This is a genomic window from Burkholderia sp. Bp9142 (genome assembly GCF_003853415.1).
In the GTDB taxonomy this organism is placed as follows: Bacteria; Pseudomonadota; Gammaproteobacteria; order Burkholderiales; family Burkholderiaceae; genus Burkholderia.
The window spans coordinates 198,189-216,255 of sequence record NZ_QTPP01000004.1; the positions used below are offsets into that span (position 1 = coordinate 198,189).

Annotated in this window: 19 protein-coding genes; 8 read left to right on the forward strand and 11 right to left on the reverse strand. The window is 67.7% G+C overall.

Annotated features, from left to right (window positions below; genetic code table 11):
* Positions 1 to 202: 202 nt before the first annotated feature.
* The 5 genes from DIE22_RS06635 to DIE22_RS06655 all read right to left on the reverse strand — a co-directional run bounded on the left by DIE22_RS06635 (position 203) and on the right by DIE22_RS06655 (position 5,313).
* Positions 203 to 1,129, reverse strand: a complete 927-nt coding sequence (locus DIE22_RS06635; protein WP_059606665.1) for a CysB family HTH-type transcriptional regulator — start codon at positions 1,127 to 1,129, stop codon at positions 203 to 205.
* A gap of 80 nt (positions 1,130 to 1,209) precedes the next feature.
* Positions 1,210 to 2,268, reverse strand: a complete 1,059-nt coding sequence (locus DIE22_RS06640) for a sulfate/molybdate ABC transporter ATP-binding protein (RefSeq protein WP_124497518.1) — start codon at positions 2,266 to 2,268, stop codon at positions 1,210 to 1,212.
* 13 nt (positions 2,269 to 2,281) lie between these two features.
* Positions 2,282 to 3,229, reverse strand: a complete 948-nt coding sequence (cysW, locus tag DIE22_RS06645; RefSeq protein ID WP_124604763.1) for a sulfate ABC transporter permease subunit CysW — start codon at positions 3,227 to 3,229, stop codon at positions 2,282 to 2,284.
* Positions 3,226 to 4,140: a sulfate ABC transporter permease subunit CysT gene (cysT, locus tag DIE22_RS06650; RefSeq protein WP_124604764.1), complete on the reverse strand. Its 915-nt coding sequence runs from the start codon at positions 4,138 to 4,140 to the stop codon at positions 3,226 to 3,228. Before cysT ends, cysW begins: the two co-directional genes overlap by 4 nt.
* Positions 4,141 to 4,275: 135 nt before the next feature.
* Positions 4,276 to 5,313, reverse strand: a complete 1,038-nt coding sequence (locus DIE22_RS06655; RefSeq protein WP_124497515.1) for a sulfate ABC transporter substrate-binding protein — start codon at positions 5,311 to 5,313, stop codon at positions 4,276 to 4,278.
* Between the two features lie 264 nt (positions 5,314 to 5,577).
* Between DIE22_RS06655 and lexA the strand changes: the two genes are divergently transcribed.
* From lexA to DIE22_RS06670, 3 genes are read left to right on the forward strand one after another with little or no spacing between them, the layout of a single operon-like run.
* Positions 5,578 to 6,225: a transcriptional repressor LexA gene (lexA, locus tag DIE22_RS06660; protein ID WP_124497514.1), complete on the forward strand. Its 648-nt coding sequence runs from the start codon at positions 5,578 to 5,580 to the stop codon at positions 6,223 to 6,225.
* Positions 6,226 to 6,251: 26 nt separating this feature from the next.
* Positions 6,252 to 6,590: a hypothetical protein gene (locus DIE22_RS06665; protein ID WP_124497513.1), complete on the forward strand. Its 339-nt coding sequence runs from the start codon at positions 6,252 to 6,254 to the stop codon at positions 6,588 to 6,590.
* 29 nt (positions 6,591 to 6,619) lie between these two features.
* Positions 6,620 to 7,306: a DUF2939 domain-containing protein gene (locus DIE22_RS06670; protein WP_124604797.1), complete on the forward strand. Its 687-nt coding sequence runs from the start codon at positions 6,620 to 6,622 to the stop codon at positions 7,304 to 7,306.
* Between the two features lie 92 nt (positions 7,307 to 7,398).
* Here the strand turns inward: DIE22_RS06670 and DIE22_RS06675 are convergent, their stop codons facing one another.
* The gene (locus DIE22_RS06675) at positions 7,399 to 7,896 is read right to left on the reverse strand and encodes a universal stress protein (protein WP_124497511.1); all 498 of its coding nucleotides are present in this window, start codon (positions 7,894 to 7,896) and stop codon (positions 7,399 to 7,401) included.
* Between DIE22_RS06675 and DIE22_RS38105 the strand changes: the two genes are divergently transcribed.
* The 3 genes from DIE22_RS38105 (at position 7,895) to DIE22_RS06685 (ending at position 9,978) form a co-directional block, all read left to right on the forward strand.
* Positions 7,895 to 8,059, forward strand: coding sequence for a hypothetical protein (locus DIE22_RS38105; RefSeq protein WP_185640570.1), 165 nt, complete (start codon positions 7,895 to 7,897; stop codon positions 8,057 to 8,059). The genes DIE22_RS06675 and DIE22_RS38105 overlap by 2 nt on opposite strands.
* A gap of 164 nt (positions 8,060 to 8,223) precedes the next feature.
* Positions 8,224 to 9,138, forward strand: coding sequence for a nodulation factor ABC transporter ATP-binding protein NodI (gene nodI, locus DIE22_RS06680; protein WP_124497510.1), 915 nt, complete (start codon positions 8,224 to 8,226; stop codon positions 9,136 to 9,138).
* A gap of 6 nt (positions 9,139 to 9,144) precedes the next feature.
* Positions 9,145 to 9,978 carry an ABC transporter permease gene (locus DIE22_RS06685; RefSeq protein ID WP_124497509.1) on the forward strand — a complete coding sequence of 278 codons (834 nt, stop codon included), beginning with the start codon at positions 9,145 to 9,147 and terminating at the stop codon, positions 9,976 to 9,978.
* Between the two features lie 48 nt (positions 9,979 to 10,026).
* Here the strand turns inward: DIE22_RS06685 and DIE22_RS06690 are convergent, their stop codons facing one another.
* The 4 genes from DIE22_RS06690 to DIE22_RS06705 all read right to left on the reverse strand — a co-directional run bounded on the left by DIE22_RS06690 (position 10,027) and on the right by DIE22_RS06705 (position 13,867).
* Complete coding sequence (locus DIE22_RS06690; RefSeq protein ID WP_185640564.1) at positions 10,027 to 10,449, reverse strand: hypothetical protein; 423 nt, start codon at positions 10,447 to 10,449, stop codon at positions 10,027 to 10,029.
* 217 nt (positions 10,450 to 10,666) lie between these two features.
* Positions 10,667 to 11,725 carry a permease gene (locus tag DIE22_RS06695; RefSeq protein ID WP_124604765.1) on the reverse strand — a complete coding sequence of 353 codons (1,059 nt, stop codon included), beginning with the start codon at positions 11,723 to 11,725 and terminating at the stop codon, positions 10,667 to 10,669.
* Complete coding sequence (gene mnmH, locus DIE22_RS06700; RefSeq protein WP_124604766.1) at positions 11,722 to 12,849, reverse strand: tRNA 2-selenouridine(34) synthase MnmH; 1,128 nt, start codon at positions 12,847 to 12,849, stop codon at positions 11,722 to 11,724. Before mnmH ends, DIE22_RS06695 begins: the two co-directional genes overlap by 4 nt.
* Positions 12,850 to 12,913: 64 nt before the next feature.
* Entirely contained in the window at positions 12,914 to 13,867 is a 954-nt protein-coding gene (locus tag DIE22_RS06705; protein ID WP_124497506.1) for a LysR family transcriptional regulator, read from the reverse strand.
* Positions 13,868 to 14,030: 163 nt separating this feature from the next.
* Between DIE22_RS06705 and DIE22_RS06710 the strand changes: the two genes are divergently transcribed.
* Both DIE22_RS06710 and DIE22_RS06715 read left to right on the forward strand, forming a co-directional pair.
* Positions 14,031 to 15,452 (forward strand): M20 family metallopeptidase, encoded by a 1,422-nt coding sequence (locus DIE22_RS06710; RefSeq protein WP_124497505.1) that lies wholly within the window; start codon positions 14,031 to 14,033, stop codon positions 15,450 to 15,452.
* Between the two features lie 35 nt (positions 15,453 to 15,487).
* Positions 15,488 to 16,774: an MFS transporter gene (locus tag DIE22_RS06715; RefSeq protein ID WP_124497504.1), complete on the forward strand. Its 1,287-nt coding sequence runs from the start codon at positions 15,488 to 15,490 to the stop codon at positions 16,772 to 16,774.
* An 86-nt stretch (positions 16,775 to 16,860) separates the two neighbouring features.
* Here the strand turns inward: DIE22_RS06715 and DIE22_RS06720 are convergent, their stop codons facing one another.
* On the reverse strand, positions 16,861 to 17,913 hold the full coding sequence (locus DIE22_RS06720) for an NADP(H)-dependent aldo-keto reductase (protein ID WP_124604767.1): 1,053 nt from the start codon (positions 17,911 to 17,913) through the stop codon (positions 16,861 to 16,863).
* Positions 17,914 to 18,067: the final 154 nt, after the last annotated feature.

The window sequence follows — 18,067 nt, forward strand, 5'->3', positions numbered from 1 at the left end:
ATTCGGATCTGCCGTCTTGTTTTTCTGTTGATCGGCGAACACGCGGCGGCCGCCGCTGGCGGCCAACCGGACTGCCAGCGACGACTTCGATCGAAGGTTCGACGCGCCGGCACACCATGACGGCACGGAACCGGCGTCATGGCGGCCCCCATGCAACGCGTCCGGCGGGTGCTTGCCGCGCCCCCGGAACATCGCCCCGCCGTCAGACCGCTTCGCGCAGCAGCCCGGCGATTTCCGCTTCGTTCAGGTGCGGCGCGAACATCTCGATCAGCCGGTACGCATACGCGCGCAGGAACGCGCCCTTGCGCAACCCGACGCGCGTCGTGCTTGCCTCGAACAGGTGCTGCGTGTCGAGCGCGACGAGCCCGGTGTCGCGCTGCGGATCGAAGGCCATCGCCGCGACGACGCCGATCCCCATCCCGAGCTCGACGTAGGTCTTGATCACGTCCGCGTCGATCGCGGTCAGCACGACGTCGGGCACGGCGCCGGCTTGCGCGAACGCCTGGTCGATGTGCGAGCGGCCCGTGAAGTCCTGGTCGTACGTGATGATCGGGTACTCGGCGATTTCGTCGAGCGTCAGGTTCTCGCGGCCGACGAGCGGATGCCCCTTCGGCACGACGACCGTGTGGTGCCACGAATAGCACGGGAACGTGACGATGTCCGGATAGCGATCGAGCGCCTCGGTCGAGATGCCGAGATCGGCTTCGCCGTTCAGGATCATCTGCGCGATCTGCTGCGGGCTGCCCTGGCGCAGCGCGAGATGCACTTTCGGGAACACGTCGGTGAACTGCCGGATCACCTTCGGCAGCGCGTAGCGCGCCTGCGTGTGCGTCGTCGCGACGACGAGGTGGCCGCTGTCCTGGTCCGCGAACTGGCGCGCGACGCGGCGCAGGTTTTCCGCGTCGAGCAGCATCCGCTCGATCAGCTGGTGCACGGCCTTGCCGGGCTCGGTGAGCCCCGTGAGCCGCTTGCCGCGCCGGATGAAGATGTCGACGCCCAGTTCATCCTCGAGATCCTTGATCTGCTTCGACACGCCCGACTGCGACGTGTACAGCACGTTCGCGACCTCCGTCAGGTTCATGTTCTGGCGCACGGCTTCGCGCACGAAACGCAATTGCTGAAAATTCATGGGTATGCCTCTTAGGCTGTCGTTGTTCGAATGTCGATTCGGAGCGGTAGCCGCCCTCTTCTCTTTATCGGGTTCGGGCGTCAGTGTGCGGGAAATACGCGGACCGCGCGCGGCACGGCCGTCGCGCCGTCGCCGACCTGCAGCGCGAGCGCACGCCACGCGTCGCGATCGAGTTCCGCTTCGAGCGCGCCGCCCGTGCGCGCCTCGAGCTCGACCCGCACCGAGCCGCCGAGCGGGATCACGCGGCGCACGTCGACCGCGATGCCGTCGCGATGCCCGTCGCCGGCCGGCCACAGCTGCAGATCGTGCGGCCGCACGTACGCGTTCGCGGGGCCCGCGAAATCGGCGTCGACCGCGATCGGCGCCGCCGCGCCTTCCGCGACGAAGCCGCGTCCGGCGACCGTGCCCGGCAGCCGGTTCGCCGCGCCCAGGAACTCGTAGACGAACGCGCTTTCAGGATGATCGTAGACGTCCTGCGGGCTGCCGACCTGCTCCACGTGACCGCGGTTCAGCACGACGATGCGGTCGGCCACTTCCAGCGCTTCCTCCTGGTCGTGCGTGACGAAGATCGTCGAGATGTGCAGGTCGTCGTGCAGGCGCCGCAGCCAGCCGCGCAATTCCTTGCGCACCTTCGCGTCGAGCGCGCCGAACGGCTCGTCGAGCAGCAGCACCTTCGGCTCGACCGCGAGCGCACGGGCCAGCGCGATCCGCTGGCGCTGGCCGCCCGACAGCTCGGACGGATAGCGCTGCGCGAGCCAGTCGAGCTGCACCAGCTTCAGCAGTTCGTGCACCTTGTCGCGGATCACCGCTTCCGACGGCCGCTCGCGGCGCGGCTTCACGCGCAGCCCGAACGCGACGTTCTCGAATACGGTCATGTGGCGGAACAGCGCGTAATGCTGGAACACGAAGCCGACCTGGCGGTCGCGCGCGCCGACCGACGCGACGTCGAGCCCCTGCAGCACGACCTGGCCGGCGTCCGCGTGCTCGAGGCCCGCGATCACGCGCAACAGCGTGGTCTTGCCGCAGCCGGACGGCCCGAGCAGCGCGACGAGCTCGCCCGGCGGAAAGTCGAGCGACACGTTGTCGAGGGCGGTGAAATCGCCGAAGCGCTTGTGAAGGTGACGGACGGTGATACCCATTCTGATTGCCTCTTTACGAATTCGACGAATTGGCGGCGACGGGGCCGGCATGAGCGGGAACGTCATCGCGTGCGCCGGCCAGCTCGGCAGCAAGATGACGCTCGGCGAGCAGCTTCAGCGCGAGCGTGACGAGCGCGAGCAGCGCCAGCACCGACGCCACCGCGAACGCCGCCGCGAAGTTGTATTCGTTGTACAGGATCTCGACGTGCAGCGGCATCGTGTCGGTTACGCCGCGAATATGACCGGACACGACCGACACCGCGCCGAACTCGCCCATCGCGCGCGCGTTGCACAGGATCACGCCGTACAGCAGGCCCCACTTCACGTTCGGCAGCGTCACGCGCCGGAAGATCTGCCAGCCCGACGCGCCCAGCACGCGCGCGGCCTCTTCCTCGTCGGTGCCCTGCGCCTGCATCAGCGGGATCAGTTCGCGCGCGACGAACGGGAACGTGACGAAGATCGTCGCAAGCACGATGCCCGGCACCGCGAAGATGATCTGCACGTCGTGGTCCTGCAGCCACGGCCCGAGCCAGCCCTGCGCACCGAACAGCAGCACGTAGACCAGGCCCGAGATCACCGGCGACACGGAGAACGGCAGGTCGATCAGCGTGGTCAGCAACGCCTTGCCGCGGAATTCGAACTTCGCGATCGCCCACGATGCGCACACGCCGAACACGAGGTTCAGCGGCACCGCGATCACGGCGACGGTCAGCGTCAGCTTGATCGCCGACCATGCGTCGGGATCGGCGAGCGATTCGAGATAGAAGCCGACGCCCTTGCGCAGCGCCTCGAAGAACACCGCGGCGAGCGGCACGACGAGGAAGAATGCGAGGAACGCCAGCGCGACGCCGATCAGCAGCCAGCGCACGGCGCGCGGCTCGCTGACGGGGTCGAGCTGTTTCGCGGCGCGCACGCGCGCGGCGGACGGGTGGTTGAGCACGGCGCTGGACTCCTGGCTCATTGCTGGCCTCCTGCCGCGGTCGCGGCAACGGTGACGGTCGACGGCGCGGGGCCGCTCGCTCCCTTGCCGGACGAGCCACGGCTCGTCCGGCGCTGCAGATACCACTGCAGCGTGTTGATCAGCAGCAGCATCAGGAACGACACGACCAGCATCACGACCGCCAGCGCGGTCGCGCCCGCGTAGTCGTATTGCTCGAGCTTCGTGATGATCAGCAGCGACGTGATCTCGGATTTCATCGGCACGTTGCCGGCAATGAAAATCACCGACCCGTATTCGCCGAGCGCGCGCGCGAACGCGAGCGCGAACCCGGTGAGCAGCGCCGGCAGCACGGCCGGCAGCACGACGCGGCGGAACGTCAGCCAGCGCGACGCGCCGAGGCACGCGGCGGCCTCTTCCTGCTCGCGCTCGAAATCCTCGAGCACGGGCTGCACGGTGCGCACGACGAACGGCAGCCCGATGAAGGTCAGCGCCACCAGCACGCCCACCGGCGTGAACGCGATCTTGATGCCGAACGGCGCGAGATACTGGCCGACCCAGCCGTTGGTCGCATAGACGGCAGCGAGCGAGATGCCGGCGACCGACGTCGGCAGCGCGAACGGCAGGTCGACGATCGCATCGACGAGGCGCTTGAACGGGAACGTGTAGCGCACCAGCACCCACGCGACGAGAAAGCCGAACACGGCGTTGATCAATGCGCCGCCGAGCGCCGCGGAGAACGTCAGCCGGTACGACGCGACTACGCGCGGCGACGCGACGGCGGTGACGAACTGGTCCCACGACAGCGTCGCGGTCTTCAGGAACGTGGCGGCGAGCGGGATCAGCACCACGAGGCTCAAATAGGCCACCGTGATGCCGAGCGTCACGCCGAAACCGGGCAGCGCGCTCGGCTTGCGAAAGGTGTACGTCGTCATCGGATGCTCTTGCTGGGTCGATGCTGCTCACGGGTCCGGCACAAACGCCGGCGCGGTGAGCCGCGCCGGCGTTTGCGCCGGGGATACGGCGCGCTGTCGTGGCGCGCCGCTGTCGTTATGGGTTGCTGCCTGGCGTTACTGCGGCTTGTAGATCGAGTCGAACACGCCGCCGTCCGCGAAATGCGTCTTCTGCGCATTCGTCCAGCCGCCGAAGGTGTCGTCGACCGTGTACAGCTTCAGCTTCGGAAACTGCTTCGTCAGCTCTGCCGGCACGTTCTTCGAACGCGGACGATAGTAGTTGCGCGCCGCGATTTCCTGGCCCTGCGGGCTGTACAGGAAATTCAGGTAGGCCTCGGCCAGCTTGCGCGTGCCCTTCTTGTCGACCACCTTGTCGACCACCGCGACGGGCGGCTCGGCCAGGATGCTCACCGACGGCACGACGATCTCGAACTTGTCGGTGCCGAATTCCTTGATCGACAGGAACGCCTCGTTCTCCCACGCGATCAGCACGTCGCCGATGCCGCGCTGCACGAAGCTCGTCGTAGCGCCTCGCGCGCCCGAATCGAGCACGCCTGCATTCTTGTAGAGCTTCGTCACGAATTCCTTCGCGCTTTGCTCGTTGCCGCCCGGCTTGTGCACGGCGTACGCCCATGCGGCCAGGTAGTTCCAGCGCGCGCCGCCCGACGTCTTCGGGTTCGGCGTGACGATCGAGATGCCCGGCTTGGTCAGGTCGTCCCAGTCCTTGATCCCTTTCGGGTTGCCCTTGCGCACCAGGAACACGATCGTCGACGTGTACGGCGATGCGTTGTCCGGCAGGCGCTTCTGCCAATCCTTGTTCACCAGCCCCTTGTTGGCGAGCGCATCGATGTCGTAGGCGAGCGCCAGCGTGACGACGTCGGCCTGCAGGCCGTCGAGCACCGAGCGCGCCTGCGCGCCCGAGCCGCCATGCGACTGCTTGAAGTTGACCGTCTCGCCCGTCTTCGCCTTCCACTCCTTGCCGAACGCCTGGTTGAAGTCCTGATACAACTCGCGCGTCGGGTCGTACGATACGTTCAGGAACGTCGTATCGGCCTGGGCATGCGTCGCGACGCCCAGCGCCGCCGCCGCGCCCAGCGCGAGTGTTGCGATCAGGCGGCCCACTCCGCCCACCAGCCCCGTATTGCGCTTCGCCATCCTTGGTTCTCCAGTGTTGTCGGTATTGCGATGTCGGGCCAGTCTAACGAACGGGTTACATGATTAAAAATAATCGTTCTTCATTTTTTAATACTCAAAAGTGCTAACGCAGACGGGACGGACGGTTGCGGCGGACGAACCGGCGTCCGGACGTCGCGACATCGCGCCGGAACCGGCGCGATCGCGTCGAACCTCAAGTAACACTTGAAATTCTCGAAGTACTGTATAAAAATACAGCTCACTGTCTATCCATACAGTTGAGCCATGACCAAACTCACCGCCCGTCAGCAGCAAGTGTTCGACTTGATCCGCCGCGCGATCGAGCGCTCCGGTTTCCCGCCCACGCGTGCCGAGATCGCGGCCGAGCTGGGTTTCAGCTCGCCGAATGCGGCCGAGGAACACCTGCGTGCGCTGGCGCGTAAAGGCGTGATCGAGCTGGCCGCCGGCGCGTCGCGCGGCATCCGCCTGCTTGGCATCGACGATGCGCCGCACCAGTTCACGCTGCCGCATGCCGGCCTGATGCAGCTGTCGCTGCCGCTCGTCGGCCGGGTGGCGGCCGGTAGCCCGATCCTCGCGCAGGAACACATCTCGCAGCATTACGTGTGCGATCCCGCACTGTTCACCAGCAAGCCCGACTACCTGCTGAAGGTGCGCGGCCTGTCGATGCGCGACGCCGGCATTCTCGACGGCGACCTCCTCGCCGTGCAGAAGCGCACCGAAGCGAAGGACGGCCAGATCATCGTCGCGCGTCTCGGCGACGACGTCACGGTCAAGCGCCTGATGCGCCGGCCCGGCGGCCTCGAGCTGATCGCGGAGAACCCGGATTACGAAAACATCTTCGTCAAGGCCGGCAGCGCGGAATTCGCGCTGGAAGGCATCGCCGTCGGGCTGATCCGCTCGGGCGAACTCTGACAATCGGTCTCGCTGAGGAGAACACCATGGAACGCCTTTCCCGTCTGCTGCCTTTCCGTCAATTCGGTCGCCTGCGTCACCTGCGCGGCCGCACGCCCTGCGCGCCGCTGTCCGCCACAGCGCCCGTGGTGAGCCAAGAAGTCGCAGTTGAACGGCAGGCGTCGCTGCTGCCGTCGGCGCTTCCCGCATTCGCGCGGGTGTCGCTGAACGCCGGCCTGAATCACGCGGAACCGGCGCGCCGTGCGCCCGTGCGCGTCTATCACGGTCGGTCGCGCCTGATCATGGTCGGGACGATCGATGCCGTGTGCCGGATGATCGATCGCTGCATTGCCGAGGAACGATCGGCCACGCACGGCGGTCTCTGATTGCGGAACCTGTCCGCACCGGAGGCATCGTGACTGGATCTTCGGGCCGCGCATGGCGGCTCAAGCCCCTGCTGATCGTCACGCTGGTCGTCGCCGTCCTGATGGCGATCGGCTATGCGTACGCCTCGCCGTACGTCGCGCTCGGTCGCCTGAAATCGGCGATCGATGCGCGCGATGCGCAAGCGGTCAGCGGATATGTCGATTTTCCGTCGCTGCGCATCAGCCTGAAGCAGCAGGTCACGGAAGAGTTGATGCGCCGGATCGATGCGGTGAAAAAGGACAATCCGTTCGCGGTGATTGGCGCGCTGATCGGATCTGCACTGATCGGCCCGCTGGTCGATGTCTATGCGACACCGGAAGGTGTGGCCGCGCTGATGAGCGGCATCCCGCCGCGCGGCAATCCGGGCGAGCGGCCACCTGAATGGCCGGGCCCGCCGTCAGGCGGTGCGCCCGGCAACGCACCGGCCACGCCGCCGGCCAATCCGGCGAGCGCACCCCTACCGGGCAGCAACGCCACCGCCTCGGCTGCGCCGGCACCCGCGCCAGCGAGCCCGAGCGATGCCGGTCATCCGCAGCAAACGCATGCCGGCTACCGGAATATCGATGAATTCGTCGTAACCTACCAGCGCAACGCCGACGGCACGCGCTATGCGGCGATCTTCCACCGCTTCGGCCTGTTCTCGTGGAAACTATCCGCGATTGACCTGCACGCCTGAGCAGTCGCGATCGCGGTCGATGCCGCTGATGCGACACAACGCGCGATCGGCCTGAATCGCGGCACAACCCGGCCGGCCACGCAATCGCAGCGTCACTTGCCGTTCGAGGTGGCCGCTTCGCGTTCGCGCGCGATCTCGGCCTTTTGCTCTTCCGCCGACGAACACGCGACCAGAATGCTGCAACTCACGCGATCAAGCAGTTGCGTGTTGCCCGACCCCATCCACCATCTCGACAACCCGCTGCGGCACCGATGGCCGACGACGACGAGGTCGGCCTTCAACTCCGTCGCGAGATTCGCGATTTCGTCGATCGGATAGCCGAACGCGAAATGGCCTTCCGCCTGAACGCCACGCTCGCGCAGCCAGTTCACGCCTTCCTGCAGGATCTCGCGCGCGGTTTCCTCGAAGCGGCCGCACGCGACGTCGGTCAGCAGCCCCGCGCTTTGCGCGATGCTCGAGCGCATGTCGACGACCGACAGCAAATGCGTTTCCGCCTTCAGGTCCAGCGCGAGATTGGCACCGCACCGCAATGCCTTGCGTCCTTCGAGTGTGCCGTCGTAGCACAGCAGAATCTTGTTGTAGCTAGCCATGAAACCTCCCTATCGCGACTACGTGCCCTATGCACTCATCATGGTGCGCCGCAATTCCGGACGCAAGGGATGGAAAACGCTGATTCGCCACGCGGGGCGCGTCGGCGATGATGCAGTGCACGATCCGTGCGCGCATGCACCCTGCCGCGCGGGCATGCCCTGAAGAGACGCAGCCAATGCACTAGAATGGCCCGTTCGTGCCGTCGACGCGCATTCGCCCCGGTCATGCCCATGTGACACGCATTCGCCCGATCCGTTCGCCGGCCGGCATGCCCATCCGGCCCGCCGCGAAACGCGTCCGCGCCCGCTTACAACGACAACCTGCCCATGTCCGTTGCACCGATCGATTTCCGGAACGTCGAAAAGCGCTATGGCGACAAGCTCGTCGTCAACGACCTGTCCTTCCACGTGCAGGCCGGCGAATGCTACGGCCTGCTCGGGCCGAACGGCGCCGGCAAGACCACGACGCTGAAGATGCTGCTCGGCCTCGCGTATCCCGATGCCGGGGCCATTTCACTGTGCGGCGAACCGGTTCCGTCGCGCGCGCGGCATGCGCGCCAGCGCGTCGGTGTCGTCCCGCAGTTCGACAACCTCGATCCCGACTTCACGGTCCGCGAAAACCTGCTCGTGTTCAGCCGCTATTTCGGGATATCGGCGCAGGCTTCACGCGCGCTCGTGCAGCCGCTGCTCGAATTCGCGAAGCTGGAAAACAAGGCCGATGCGAAGGTCGGCGAGTTGTCCGGCGGGATGAAACGGCGTCTGACGCTCGCCCGCGCGCTCGTCAACGATCCGGACGTCCTGGTGCTCGACGAGCCGACGACGGGCCTCGATCCGCAGGCGCGCCACCTGATGTGGGAGCGGTTGCGCTCGCTGCTCGCGCGCGGCAAGACGATCCTGATCACCACGCATTTCATGGAGGAGGCCGAGCGCCTGTGCGACCGGCTGTGCGTGATCGAGGAAGGCCGCAAGATCGCCGAAGGCGCGCCGCACGCGCTGATCGAATCGGAGATCGGCTGCGACGTGATCGAGATCTACGGGCCCGACCCGGTCGCGCTGCGCGACGAGCTGGCGCCGTTCGCGAAGCACACCGAGATCAGCGGCGAGACGCTGTTCTGCTACGTGACCGATCCCGAGCCGCTCAGTGCGCGACTCAAGGGTCGCACGGGATTGCGCTATCTGCATCGTCCGGCCAATCTGGAAGACGTGTTCCTGCGGCTCACGGGCCGCGAAATGCAGGACTGACCGATCATGGACGTACGCAACTATTCCGCCGCCGCGCCGTCCGCACCGCCACGCGAGTCCCGCTTCGCGATCGCGCTGCCCGCGAATGCGACCAACTGGATCGCCGTGTGGCGGCGCAACTATCTCGTGTGGCGCAAGCTCGCGCTCGCATCGCTGTTCGGCAATCTCGCCGATCCGATGATTTACCTGTTCGGCCTGGGGTTCGGGCTCGGCCTGATGCTCGGCCACGTCGACGGCGTGTCGTATATCGCGTTCCTCGCGGCCGGCACGGTCGGTTCGAGCGTGATGATGTCCGCGAGCTTCGAGTCGATGTATTCGGGCTTCTCGCGGATGCACGTGCAGCGCACCTGGGAGGCGATCATGCACACGCCGCTCGCGCTGGGCGACATCGTGCTCGGGGAGATTGTCTGGGGCGCAAGCAAGGCGCTGTTGTCGGGCGTCGCGATCATGCTCGTCGCGGGCCTGCTCGGCTATGCGCAGTTTCCGTCGATGCTCGCGGCGCTGCCCGTGGTCGCGCTCGCCGGCCTCGCGTTCGCGAGCACCGCGATGATCGTCACCGCACTCGCGCCGTCCTACGACTTCTTCATGTTTTATCAGACGCTCGTGCTGACGCCGATGCTGCTGCTGTCGGGCGTGTTCTTCCCGATCACGCAGTTGCCGCCGATCGCGCAGCACGCGGCGCACGTGCTGCCGCTCGCGAACGCGGTCGAACTGATCCGGCCCGCGATGCTCGGCCGGCCGGCGACGGACGTCGGCCTGCATCTCGCGGTGCTCGCCGGCTATGCGGTCGGTGGATTCGTGGTCTCCGCGTGGCTGTTCCGGCGGCGGATGATGCGCTGACGGCCGGCGCGGACGGCGCCGGCTTGATACCACGAAATCGAGACGCCGTTACTCGTCGTCGTCGCTCCACGGAATCTCGACGTCGGTCAGGAACGCGACGGTCGCCAGCGGGCCGCCTTCCTGGCGGCCGAGCTTGCCGTCCGCGCGATGCCATTCGACGCGGAACTGCGTACCCGGATCGTCGGCGACCAGATAGACCGCGCGCAGTTCTTCCGTGTCGGCTTCGTCGACCGGGCCGTCGAACGACACCAGCATCTTCTGCGGCCACAGGCCGTTTACCGGATCGTAAATGCGGTCGCCCTGCGGAATCTCGATGCTGGCCTCGACGCCGATCGTGGCGGAGGCTTCGATGATCATCGTGCCGAGCGCGTTCAGCACGGCAGTCGCCCGCGCGGAATTGGCCTGGCGGATCGCGAGATCGCCGCGCGTCAGCGCCTTTTCGAGTCGAGGATGAATCTTCGGTTGGGTCATGCGTTTTCCTGTTTGCTTCTTGTAAAGGGCACCGCACGTGCGAAGCGGCGGTGCCGGATGAATACGACGATCGCGCGGCGGGATCGGTCTGCGCGCGGCGCGGCAGCCATCACGCGGGTTGCAGCTGCCAGGCATGTCGTGCCCCGCTGGCCGATCGGGCACGCGAGCCGGAGTCGTCCGGCTGTCGCGCCCGCTTGCCGTCCCGTCCGCGTGCCCGTCAGAACCCGAACGCGATCGCGAGCAGCCCGCTCACGATCCCGAACGCGACGACAAGGCCCGTGACGATCGCCAGCATGGTCGGCTTGAATGAACGCGCGAGCATCGCGAGCGACGGCACGCTGATCGGCGGCAGCGTCATCAGCAGCGCGGCGGCCGGGCCGACGCCCATGCCGAGCGACAGCATCGCCTGGATGATCGGCACTTCGCCGGCCGTCGGGATCACGAACAACGTGCCCGCGACCGCGAACGCGACGATCCAGCCGAGATGGTTGCCGATGTCCGGGCCGATGTGCGGGAACAGCCACGCGCGCGCCGCGCCGAGCAGCAGCACGAGCACGATGTATTCGGGCACGAGCCGCACGGCCATGCGCGCGAGCAGCTTCATCCAGCGGATGAACGGATTGCCGGCCGCGGCCTGTTCGGCCACCAGCGCGGCAAGCCGCGCGTCGTCGATGCTGCGGTCCTCGGGACGGGCGATACCGTTCAGCAGATAGCCGATCCCGAACACCATCGCGATGCCGAGCACGAGCCGCAGCGCGCTCCAGTGCCAGCCGAGCACGAAGCCCATGAACACAAGCGCGGCCGGATTCAGCACCGTGTTGCCGAGCCAGAACGCGACCGCGCCGCCGGGCGACGCGTGCCGCGCACGCAGGCCCGCGACGACCGGCGCCGCGCAGCACGTGCACATCATGCCGGGCAGCGACAGCAGGCCGCCCGCGGCGACACTGCCGAAGCCGGTGCGGCCGAGCACGCGCGCAACCCAGTGCGCCGGCAGCAGCGCCTGCACGGCAGAACCGAGCAGCAGGCCGAGCACCATGGCCTGCCAGATCGCCTTGCCGTACGCCCACGCATAGTCGAGCGCCGCCTTCAGCGACGGCTCGGGGGCACTCGCCGACGAGCCCATCAGGATCGACTGGCCGATCGAATGATGCTCGGCGGCGACGAACGCCTTGTTGTAGTACGGGAACCATTTCACGTAGAACAGTCCCGCGACCGCGATCAGCAGGAAGGTCATCCAGCCGAGTGCCGGACTGGGTTGGGTGCGTGTGGTCGTCATCGTGTGGTGGTCGTAGGGTTGTTGTCGGTGTCGACTCGCGCCGCCGCGCCGGCGGCGGGCGATGCCGGCAGCCCGGCCTGCGCGAGCGCGTCGAGCAGCGCGCGCGCCTGCTGGCGCCCGTCTGCCGCATTCGGCCGGAACGTGAACGTCAGTGCGCGGTTCGGCTTGTTGTACGTCGAGCGATAGGTGCGCGCATAGGCGGGATCGTAATGCTTGTCGATCAGTTCGGTGAACAGGTCGGCCCGCGCGTCGGCATCGATCAGCGCATTCCAGTGCTCCACTTGGTCACGGCTGTGCAGGCCGATCAGCCGATGGAGCTGCGCCTTGAACGCGGCCGGCTCGTTGAACAGGTGGGCGTAGTCGTCGAGGAGAAACGCGATGCGCTCGTCGTGCGCCGCGTCGACCTGCACCCACGGCCCGGCGTGAAAGGCGTCGATCAACGCGATCGGCAGGTGCACGAGCCCGATCCTGCGGCTTTCCGATTCGACGAACACCGGCCATTCGGGGTCGAAACGCCCGAGTGTCTCGACAAGCCCCGAATCGAACCCCTTCTGCGACGGTTGCGGTTTGCCCGGCAACGCACCGAGCAGCGAGCCGCGATGACACGCGAGCGCCTCGAGATCGAGCGTCTGCGCCCCTTCGTCGCGCAGCGCGTTCAGCAGCCGCGTCTTGCCGCAGCCCGTATGACCGACGAGCGCGATGTAGCGGAACCGCGTCGGCAGCGTGCCGAGCGTCGCGCACACCGACTGGCGGTACGCCTTGTAGCCGCCGTCGAGCTGGCGCGCCTGCCAGCCGATCAGGTTGAACCAGTTCGTCATCGAACCCGAGCGCTTGCCGCCGCGCCAGCAGTAGATCAACGGCCGCCAGTTGCGCGGGCGGTCGGCAAACGTGGTGTCGAGATGGCGCGCGATGTTGCGTGCGACCATCGCCGCGCCGACGCGCGTCGCTTCGTACGGCGACACCTGGCGGTACATCGTGCCGACGATGACGCGCTCCTCGTTGCTGAGCACGGGCGCGTTCAGCGCGCCGGGAATATGGTCCTCGGCGAACTCGAGCGGCGTACGCACGTCGATGATCTCGTCGAACTCGCCGGCGCGATCGAGGGTGACAATCAGGTTTTTCAATTTGGCGTCGAACAGGGGCGATGCGGCTCGGTGAGCCGCACGGACACGGAAGGCGGATTCGCGATTATCTCACGCCCGGGCGTCTCGGGCCGCGCGCGGCCACCGGCGGGGGCGACGCGGCGCTCATCGCGTCGATCAGATGGTCGCGGAACGCGCGTACCGACGCGGGCAGGTCGCGCCCCGCCATGGTCTGCACCTGGATGCTGCGCTCGCGCAGCTGCGGGTTCGTGACGGGCACGACGACGAAGCCGTCCGCGTCGAAGCGGTCGCGCACCGACAGCAGCCCCGTGAACATCACCGCACCGGTGCGCTGCGCGTAGCGGTACATCACCGCGGTGTTGTTGCTGGTCAGTTCCGGCTCGAGCATGATCCCGTCGAGCACGCACGCGATGTCGATCAGCTGGCGCACCGTCGTGCCGGCCTCGGGCAATACATGCGGATGCCGCGCGACATCGGCGAGCGACACCGCGTCACGCGCCGCGAGCGGATGGTCGCGCCGCACGAGCACGAAGACCGGCGCACGCTCCGTGTGTTCGACACGCACGCCCTGCTCCGGCGCCAGGCTGAACGTCAGCCCGATGTCGGCATCGCCGTCGCGCACACGCCGCGTCGCCTCCGCCGGCGACACGACCCACACCGAGAACTCGACGCCCGGGTGGCGCGCCTTGAAGCCCGCAAGCGCGCCCGGCAGGAAATCGATCGCGAACCCTTCCGAGCAGGCGATCTTCAGCAGGCTGCCGTGCAGCGCCTCCAGCCCGCCGATTTCCTTCATCACGTGCTCGGCCTCCAGCAGGCTGCGTTGCGCGAAGCCCAGCAGCCGTTCGCCGGCCTCGGACAGCGCCATCCCGCGCGGCCGGCGCTCGAACAGCGGCGCGCCGAGCTCGCTCTCGAGCTTCGCGATCTGCCGGCTGATCGCCGAGACGGCCACGTGCAGCCGCGCCGATGCGTCGCTGATCGACCCGGTGCGCGCCACTTCGACGAAGTACCGCAGTGCAAGACCATGCAGGAAAGCCGCCATCGTTCTGTCTCCGAGCCCGACGTCCGGGCCGCTCTACTTTGCCTTTTCGGCAACGAAATGTTCGAAATTCGATCATTGTGACAAAAAAAACGGCTTTCTAGAATCGATCGCACTCCCGGCTGCGCGCGCCGCGCCCGCCGGAAAACCGACGAAGGAGACAGTCTTGAGCCGTACCGCCGCCATCCAGCACGCGCTGAACCAGTTCGAATCGGGCGCGTTCTTCACGACCCTGAGCCGCCGCGTCGGCCTGCGCACCGAAAGCCAGGACAGCGGCGCGGGTGCCGCGCTGCGCGCCTACCTGACCGACGAGATCGCACCGGAGGCCGCGCGCCTCGGTTTCACGTCGCGGATCGTCGAGAACCCCGTCGACGGCGGCAGCCCGTTCCTGCTGGCGTCGCGCCACGAGGACGACGCGCTGCCGACCGTCCTGATCTACGGCCACGGCGACGTCGTGCGCGGCTACGACGCACAATGGCGCGCGCCGCTGTCGCCGTGGACGCTGACCGTCGACGGCGATCGCTGGTACGGGCGCGGCAGCGCCGACAACAAGGGCCAGCACACGATCAACCTGGCCGCGCTGGCGAGCGTGCTCGACGCGCGCGGCGGCCGGCTCGGCTTCAACGCGAAACTGCTGATCGAGATGGGCGAGGAAACGGGGTCGCCGGGCCTCGACGCGCTGTGCCGACAGGAGCGCGATGCACTCGCGGCCGACGTGCTGATCGCGTCCGACGGACCGCGCGTCACCGCAGAGCGCCCGACCGTGTTCCTCGGCTCGCGCGGCGCCGTCAACTTCAAGCTGAGCCTGCGCGCACGCGACGGCGGCCATCACTCCGGCAACTGGGGCGGGCTGCTGCGCAACCCGGCGACCGTGCTCGCGAACGCGCTCGCGAGCCTCGTCGACGCGCGCGGCGCGATCCGCGTCGCGGGGCTGCGCCCGCCGCCGATCCCGGCGGCCGTGCGCGCCGCACTCGCCGACCTGTCCGTCGGCGGCGGCCCCGGCGATCCGGCGCTCGACGCCGACTGGGGCGAGCCCGGCCTCTCCGCCGCCGAGCGCGTGTTCGGCTGGAACACGTTCGAGATCCTCGCGTTCAAGGCCGGCAATCCCGACCATCCGGTCAATGCGATTCCGCCCGTCGCGTATGCACACTGCCAGCTGCGTTTCGTGGTCGGCACCGACTGGGAAGCGCTGCACGCGCATCTGCGCGCGCATCTCGATGCGCACGGCTTCGCCGCCATCGAGATCGACGTCGAGCGCGGCGCACCAGCGACGCGCCTGCCGCCGGACGATCCGTGGGTCCGCTGGGCCGTCGCGTCGCTCGCGCGCACGACCGGCAAGAAGCCCGCGATCCTGCCGAACCTCGGCGGCACGCTGCCGAACGAAGTGTTCGCCGATACGCTGCGGCTGCCGACCCTGTGGGTGCCGCACTCGTATCCGGCGTGCTCGCAGCACGCGCCGGACGAGCACCTGCTCGCGAGTGTCGTGCGCGAGGGACTGCAGATGATGGCCGGCCTCTTCTGGGATCTCGGCGACGCCGCGCCGCCCGTTCGCCGCGCGGCACCCGCCGCGGCCGGCGCCGCCCTGTAACGCGCTTCGCTCCTTTCTCGGGACCTGCTCACACGATGAATACGACCACCCTGACCACGCAGGACGCCGCGCGCCCCAGCGCAGCAAAGATCCGGCGCATCATCTTCGCCGCGTCGATCGGCAATGCGCTCGAATGGTTCGACCTGATCGTCTACGGCTTTTTCGCGGTAACGATCGCCAAGCTGTTCTTCCCCGCGACCAGCGAGGCGACGTCGCTGCTGCTCACGCTCGGCACGTTCGGGCTGTCCTACCTGATCCGGCCGATCGGCGGCTTCGTGCTCGGCGCCTATGCCGACCGCGCGGGGCGCAAGGCATCGCTGCTGCTGTCGATCGGGATGATGATGGCCGGCACGCTCCTGATCGCGCTGATGCCGACCTATGCGTCGATCGGCATCCTCGCGCCGCTCGGAATCATGCTGTCGCGGCTGATGCAGGGCTTTTCCGCCGGCGGCGAATTCGCAAGCTCGACCGCGTTCCTGGTCGAACATGCGCCGCAGCGGCGCGGCTTCATGTCGAGCTGGCAGTTCGCGAGCCAGGGGCTCGCGACGCTGCTCGCATCGGGTTTCGGCGCGCTGCTGACCTCGACGCTGAGCGCCGCGCAACTCGAAAGCTGGGGCTGGCGCGTGCCGTTCCTGTTCGGCCTCGCGATCGGCCCGGTCGGGCTCTACATCCGCCGCTACGTCGACGAAGGGATCGAGTTCAAGACGCAGGCGCGCTCCGAAGCGCCCGTGCGCGAGCTGTTCGCGGACCAGAAGATGCGCGTGCTGCTGTCGATCGGCGTGCTCGTGATCTCGACCGCGATCAACTACATGGTGCTGTACATGCCGACCTATGCGATCAAGCAGCTCGGGCTGCCGGCATCGACGGGCTTCGCCGCGACGCTCGCGACCGGCTTCGTGCTGACGCTGGTCACGCCGCTCGTCGGCCACCTGTCCGATCGCACCGGGCGGATCCGCGTGATGGCAGCCGCCGCCGTGCTGATGCTCGCCACCGTCTGGCCGACGTTCGTGTGGCTCACGCATCACGCTTCGTTCGCGACGATGCTCGCCGCGCTGATCTGGATCGGTGTGCTGAAGGCGACGTACTGCGGCGCACTGCCGGCGCTGATGGCCGAGCTGTTCCCGGCGCAGACCCGCGCGACCGGTCTCGCGGTCAGCTACAACACGGGCGTCACGCTGTTCGGCGGCTTCGCGCCGTTCGTGATCACGTGGCTGATCAGCGCCACCGGCAACCGGCTGTCGCCGGCGCTGTACCTGATGGGCTGCGCGGTGTTGAGTCTCGCTGCGCTGTTGGTCGCGCGCACGCGGCTCGGGATGCGGTAACCGCGGTCACGCAGGAAACGACTGCGCCGCGATGCGCGTCGAGCGCGGCCCGTCGCGGCATGCCTGCCGCGCGGGCCGCTCGCAGTTTACGGCGCAGGGTTCGGCTGCAGTTCGTGCAGCGCGTCGATCTCGGCAAGGATCTCGTCGGACAGCTTCACGTCGATGCTGCCGATGTTCTCCTTCAGTTGCGCGAGCGACGTCGCGCCGACCAGGTTGCTGCGCACGAACGGCCGGCTGTTGACGAACGCGAGCGCAAGCTGCGCGGGCGACAGCCCGTGGCGCTTCGCGAGCGCGACATAGCGCGACGTCGCTTCGACGGCCTGAGGCTTGCTGTAGCGCTGGAAGCGCTCGAACAGCGTGATGCGCGCGCCGGCCGGACGCGCGCCGTTCTCGTACTTGCCGGACAGCCATCCGAAGGCGAGCGGCGAATATGCGAGCAGGCCGATGCCGTCGCGGTGCGTGAATTCGGACAGGCCGCTCTCGAACGTGCGGTTCAGCAGGCTGTACGGGTTCTGGATGCTCGCGATGCGCGGCAGCCCGAGCTTCTCGGCTGCGCGCAGGAACTGCGCGACGCCCCACGGCGTTTCGTTCGACACGCCGATCGCTCGGACCTTGCCGGCCTTCACGAATTCCGCGAGCACGCCCAGCGTTTCCTCGATCGGCACCGTATAAGCATCGTCGACCCACGGATACGCAGGGCGGCCGAACGTCGTCGTGCTGCGATCGGGCCAGTGCAGCTGGTACAGGTCGACATAGTCGGTCTGCAGGCGCTCGAGGCTGCCGTCGAGCGCCTCGGTCAGGTTCTTGCGGTCGAACTGGTTGCCTTCGCCGCGGATGTGGCGCGGATTGTGCGGCTGCCGCGCCGGGCCTGCGATCTTCGTCGCGAGCACGATCCGGTCGCGTTGCGCGCGATGCCGCGCGAGCCAGGTGCCGATGTACTGCTCCGTGCGGCCCTGGGTTTCGGGCTTCGGCGGCACCGGATACATCTCCGCGGCATCGATCAGCGTGACGCCCTGCCCGAGCGCGTAATCGATCTGCTCGTGGGCGTCGCGCTCCGAATTCTGCTCGCCCCACGTCATCGTGCCGAGGCCGACCAGGCTGACCTCGATGCCCGAATCGCCGAGTGTGCGGTATTCCATGCTGTTCCTGTCGCGTCAGTGGAAAGCAGGAACGCTATCACATTGAAGCGAATGCTTCAGATGGCCGATGCGCACGGCTTCGCGCAGCCCAAGGTGCGCGCCTCGCTCATGCAGGTTACCGCCGCTACGACCGCCTCGGCGTGCGCGCCGTTCG

Excerpts from the sequence above, each read along its gene's own strand:
- DIE22_RS06720 (WP_124604767.1), bottom strand. The coding sequence starts at position 17,913 with ATGGAATACCGCACACTCGGCGATTCGGGCATCGAGGTCAGCCTGGTC.
- DIE22_RS06690 (WP_185640564.1), bottom strand. The coding sequence starts at position 10,449 with ATGACCCAACCGAAGATTCATCCTCGACTCGAAAAGGCGCTGACGCGC.
- DIE22_RS06695 (WP_124604765.1), bottom strand. The coding sequence starts at position 11,725 with ATGACGACCACACGCACCCAACCCAGTCCGGCACTCGGCTGGATGACC.
- DIE22_RS38105 (WP_185640570.1), top strand. The coding sequence starts at position 7,895 with ATGAAACCTCCCTATCGCGACTACGTGCCCTATGCACTCATCATGGTG.
- DIE22_RS06685 (WP_124497509.1), top strand. The coding sequence starts at position 9,145 with ATGGACGTACGCAACTATTCCGCCGCCGCGCCGTCCGCACCGCCACGC.
- DIE22_RS06640 (WP_124497518.1), bottom strand. The coding sequence starts at position 2,268 with ATGGGTATCACCGTCCGTCACCTTCACAAGCGCTTCGGCGATTTCACC.
- DIE22_RS06635 (WP_059606665.1), bottom strand. The coding sequence starts at position 1,129 with ATGAATTTTCAGCAATTGCGTTTCGTGCGCGAAGCCGTGCGCCAGAAC.
- DIE22_RS06655 (WP_124497515.1), bottom strand. The coding sequence starts at position 5,313 with ATGGCGAAGCGCAATACGGGGCTGGTGGGCGGAGTGGGCCGCCTGATC.
- lexA (WP_124497514.1), top strand. The coding sequence starts at position 5,578 with ATGACCAAACTCACCGCCCGTCAGCAGCAAGTGTTCGACTTGATCCGC.
- DIE22_RS06665 (WP_124497513.1), top strand. The coding sequence starts at position 6,252 with ATGGAACGCCTTTCCCGTCTGCTGCCTTTCCGTCAATTCGGTCGCCTG.
- cysT (WP_124604764.1), bottom strand. The coding sequence starts at position 4,140 with ATGACGACGTACACCTTTCGCAAGCCGAGCGCGCTGCCCGGTTTCGGC.
- cysW (WP_124604763.1), bottom strand. The coding sequence starts at position 3,229 with ATGAGCCAGGAGTCCAGCGCCGTGCTCAACCACCCGTCCGCCGCGCGC.
- DIE22_RS06675 (WP_124497511.1), bottom strand. The coding sequence starts at position 7,896 with ATGGCTAGCTACAACAAGATTCTGCTGTGCTACGACGGCACACTCGAA.
- DIE22_RS06715 (WP_124497504.1), top strand. The coding sequence starts at position 15,488 with ATGAATACGACCACCCTGACCACGCAGGACGCCGCGCGCCCCAGCGCA.
- DIE22_RS06705 (WP_124497506.1), bottom strand. The coding sequence starts at position 13,867 with ATGGCGGCTTTCCTGCATGGTCTTGCACTGCGGTACTTCGTCGAAGTG.
- nodI (WP_124497510.1), top strand. The coding sequence starts at position 8,224 with ATGTCCGTTGCACCGATCGATTTCCGGAACGTCGAAAAGCGCTATGGC.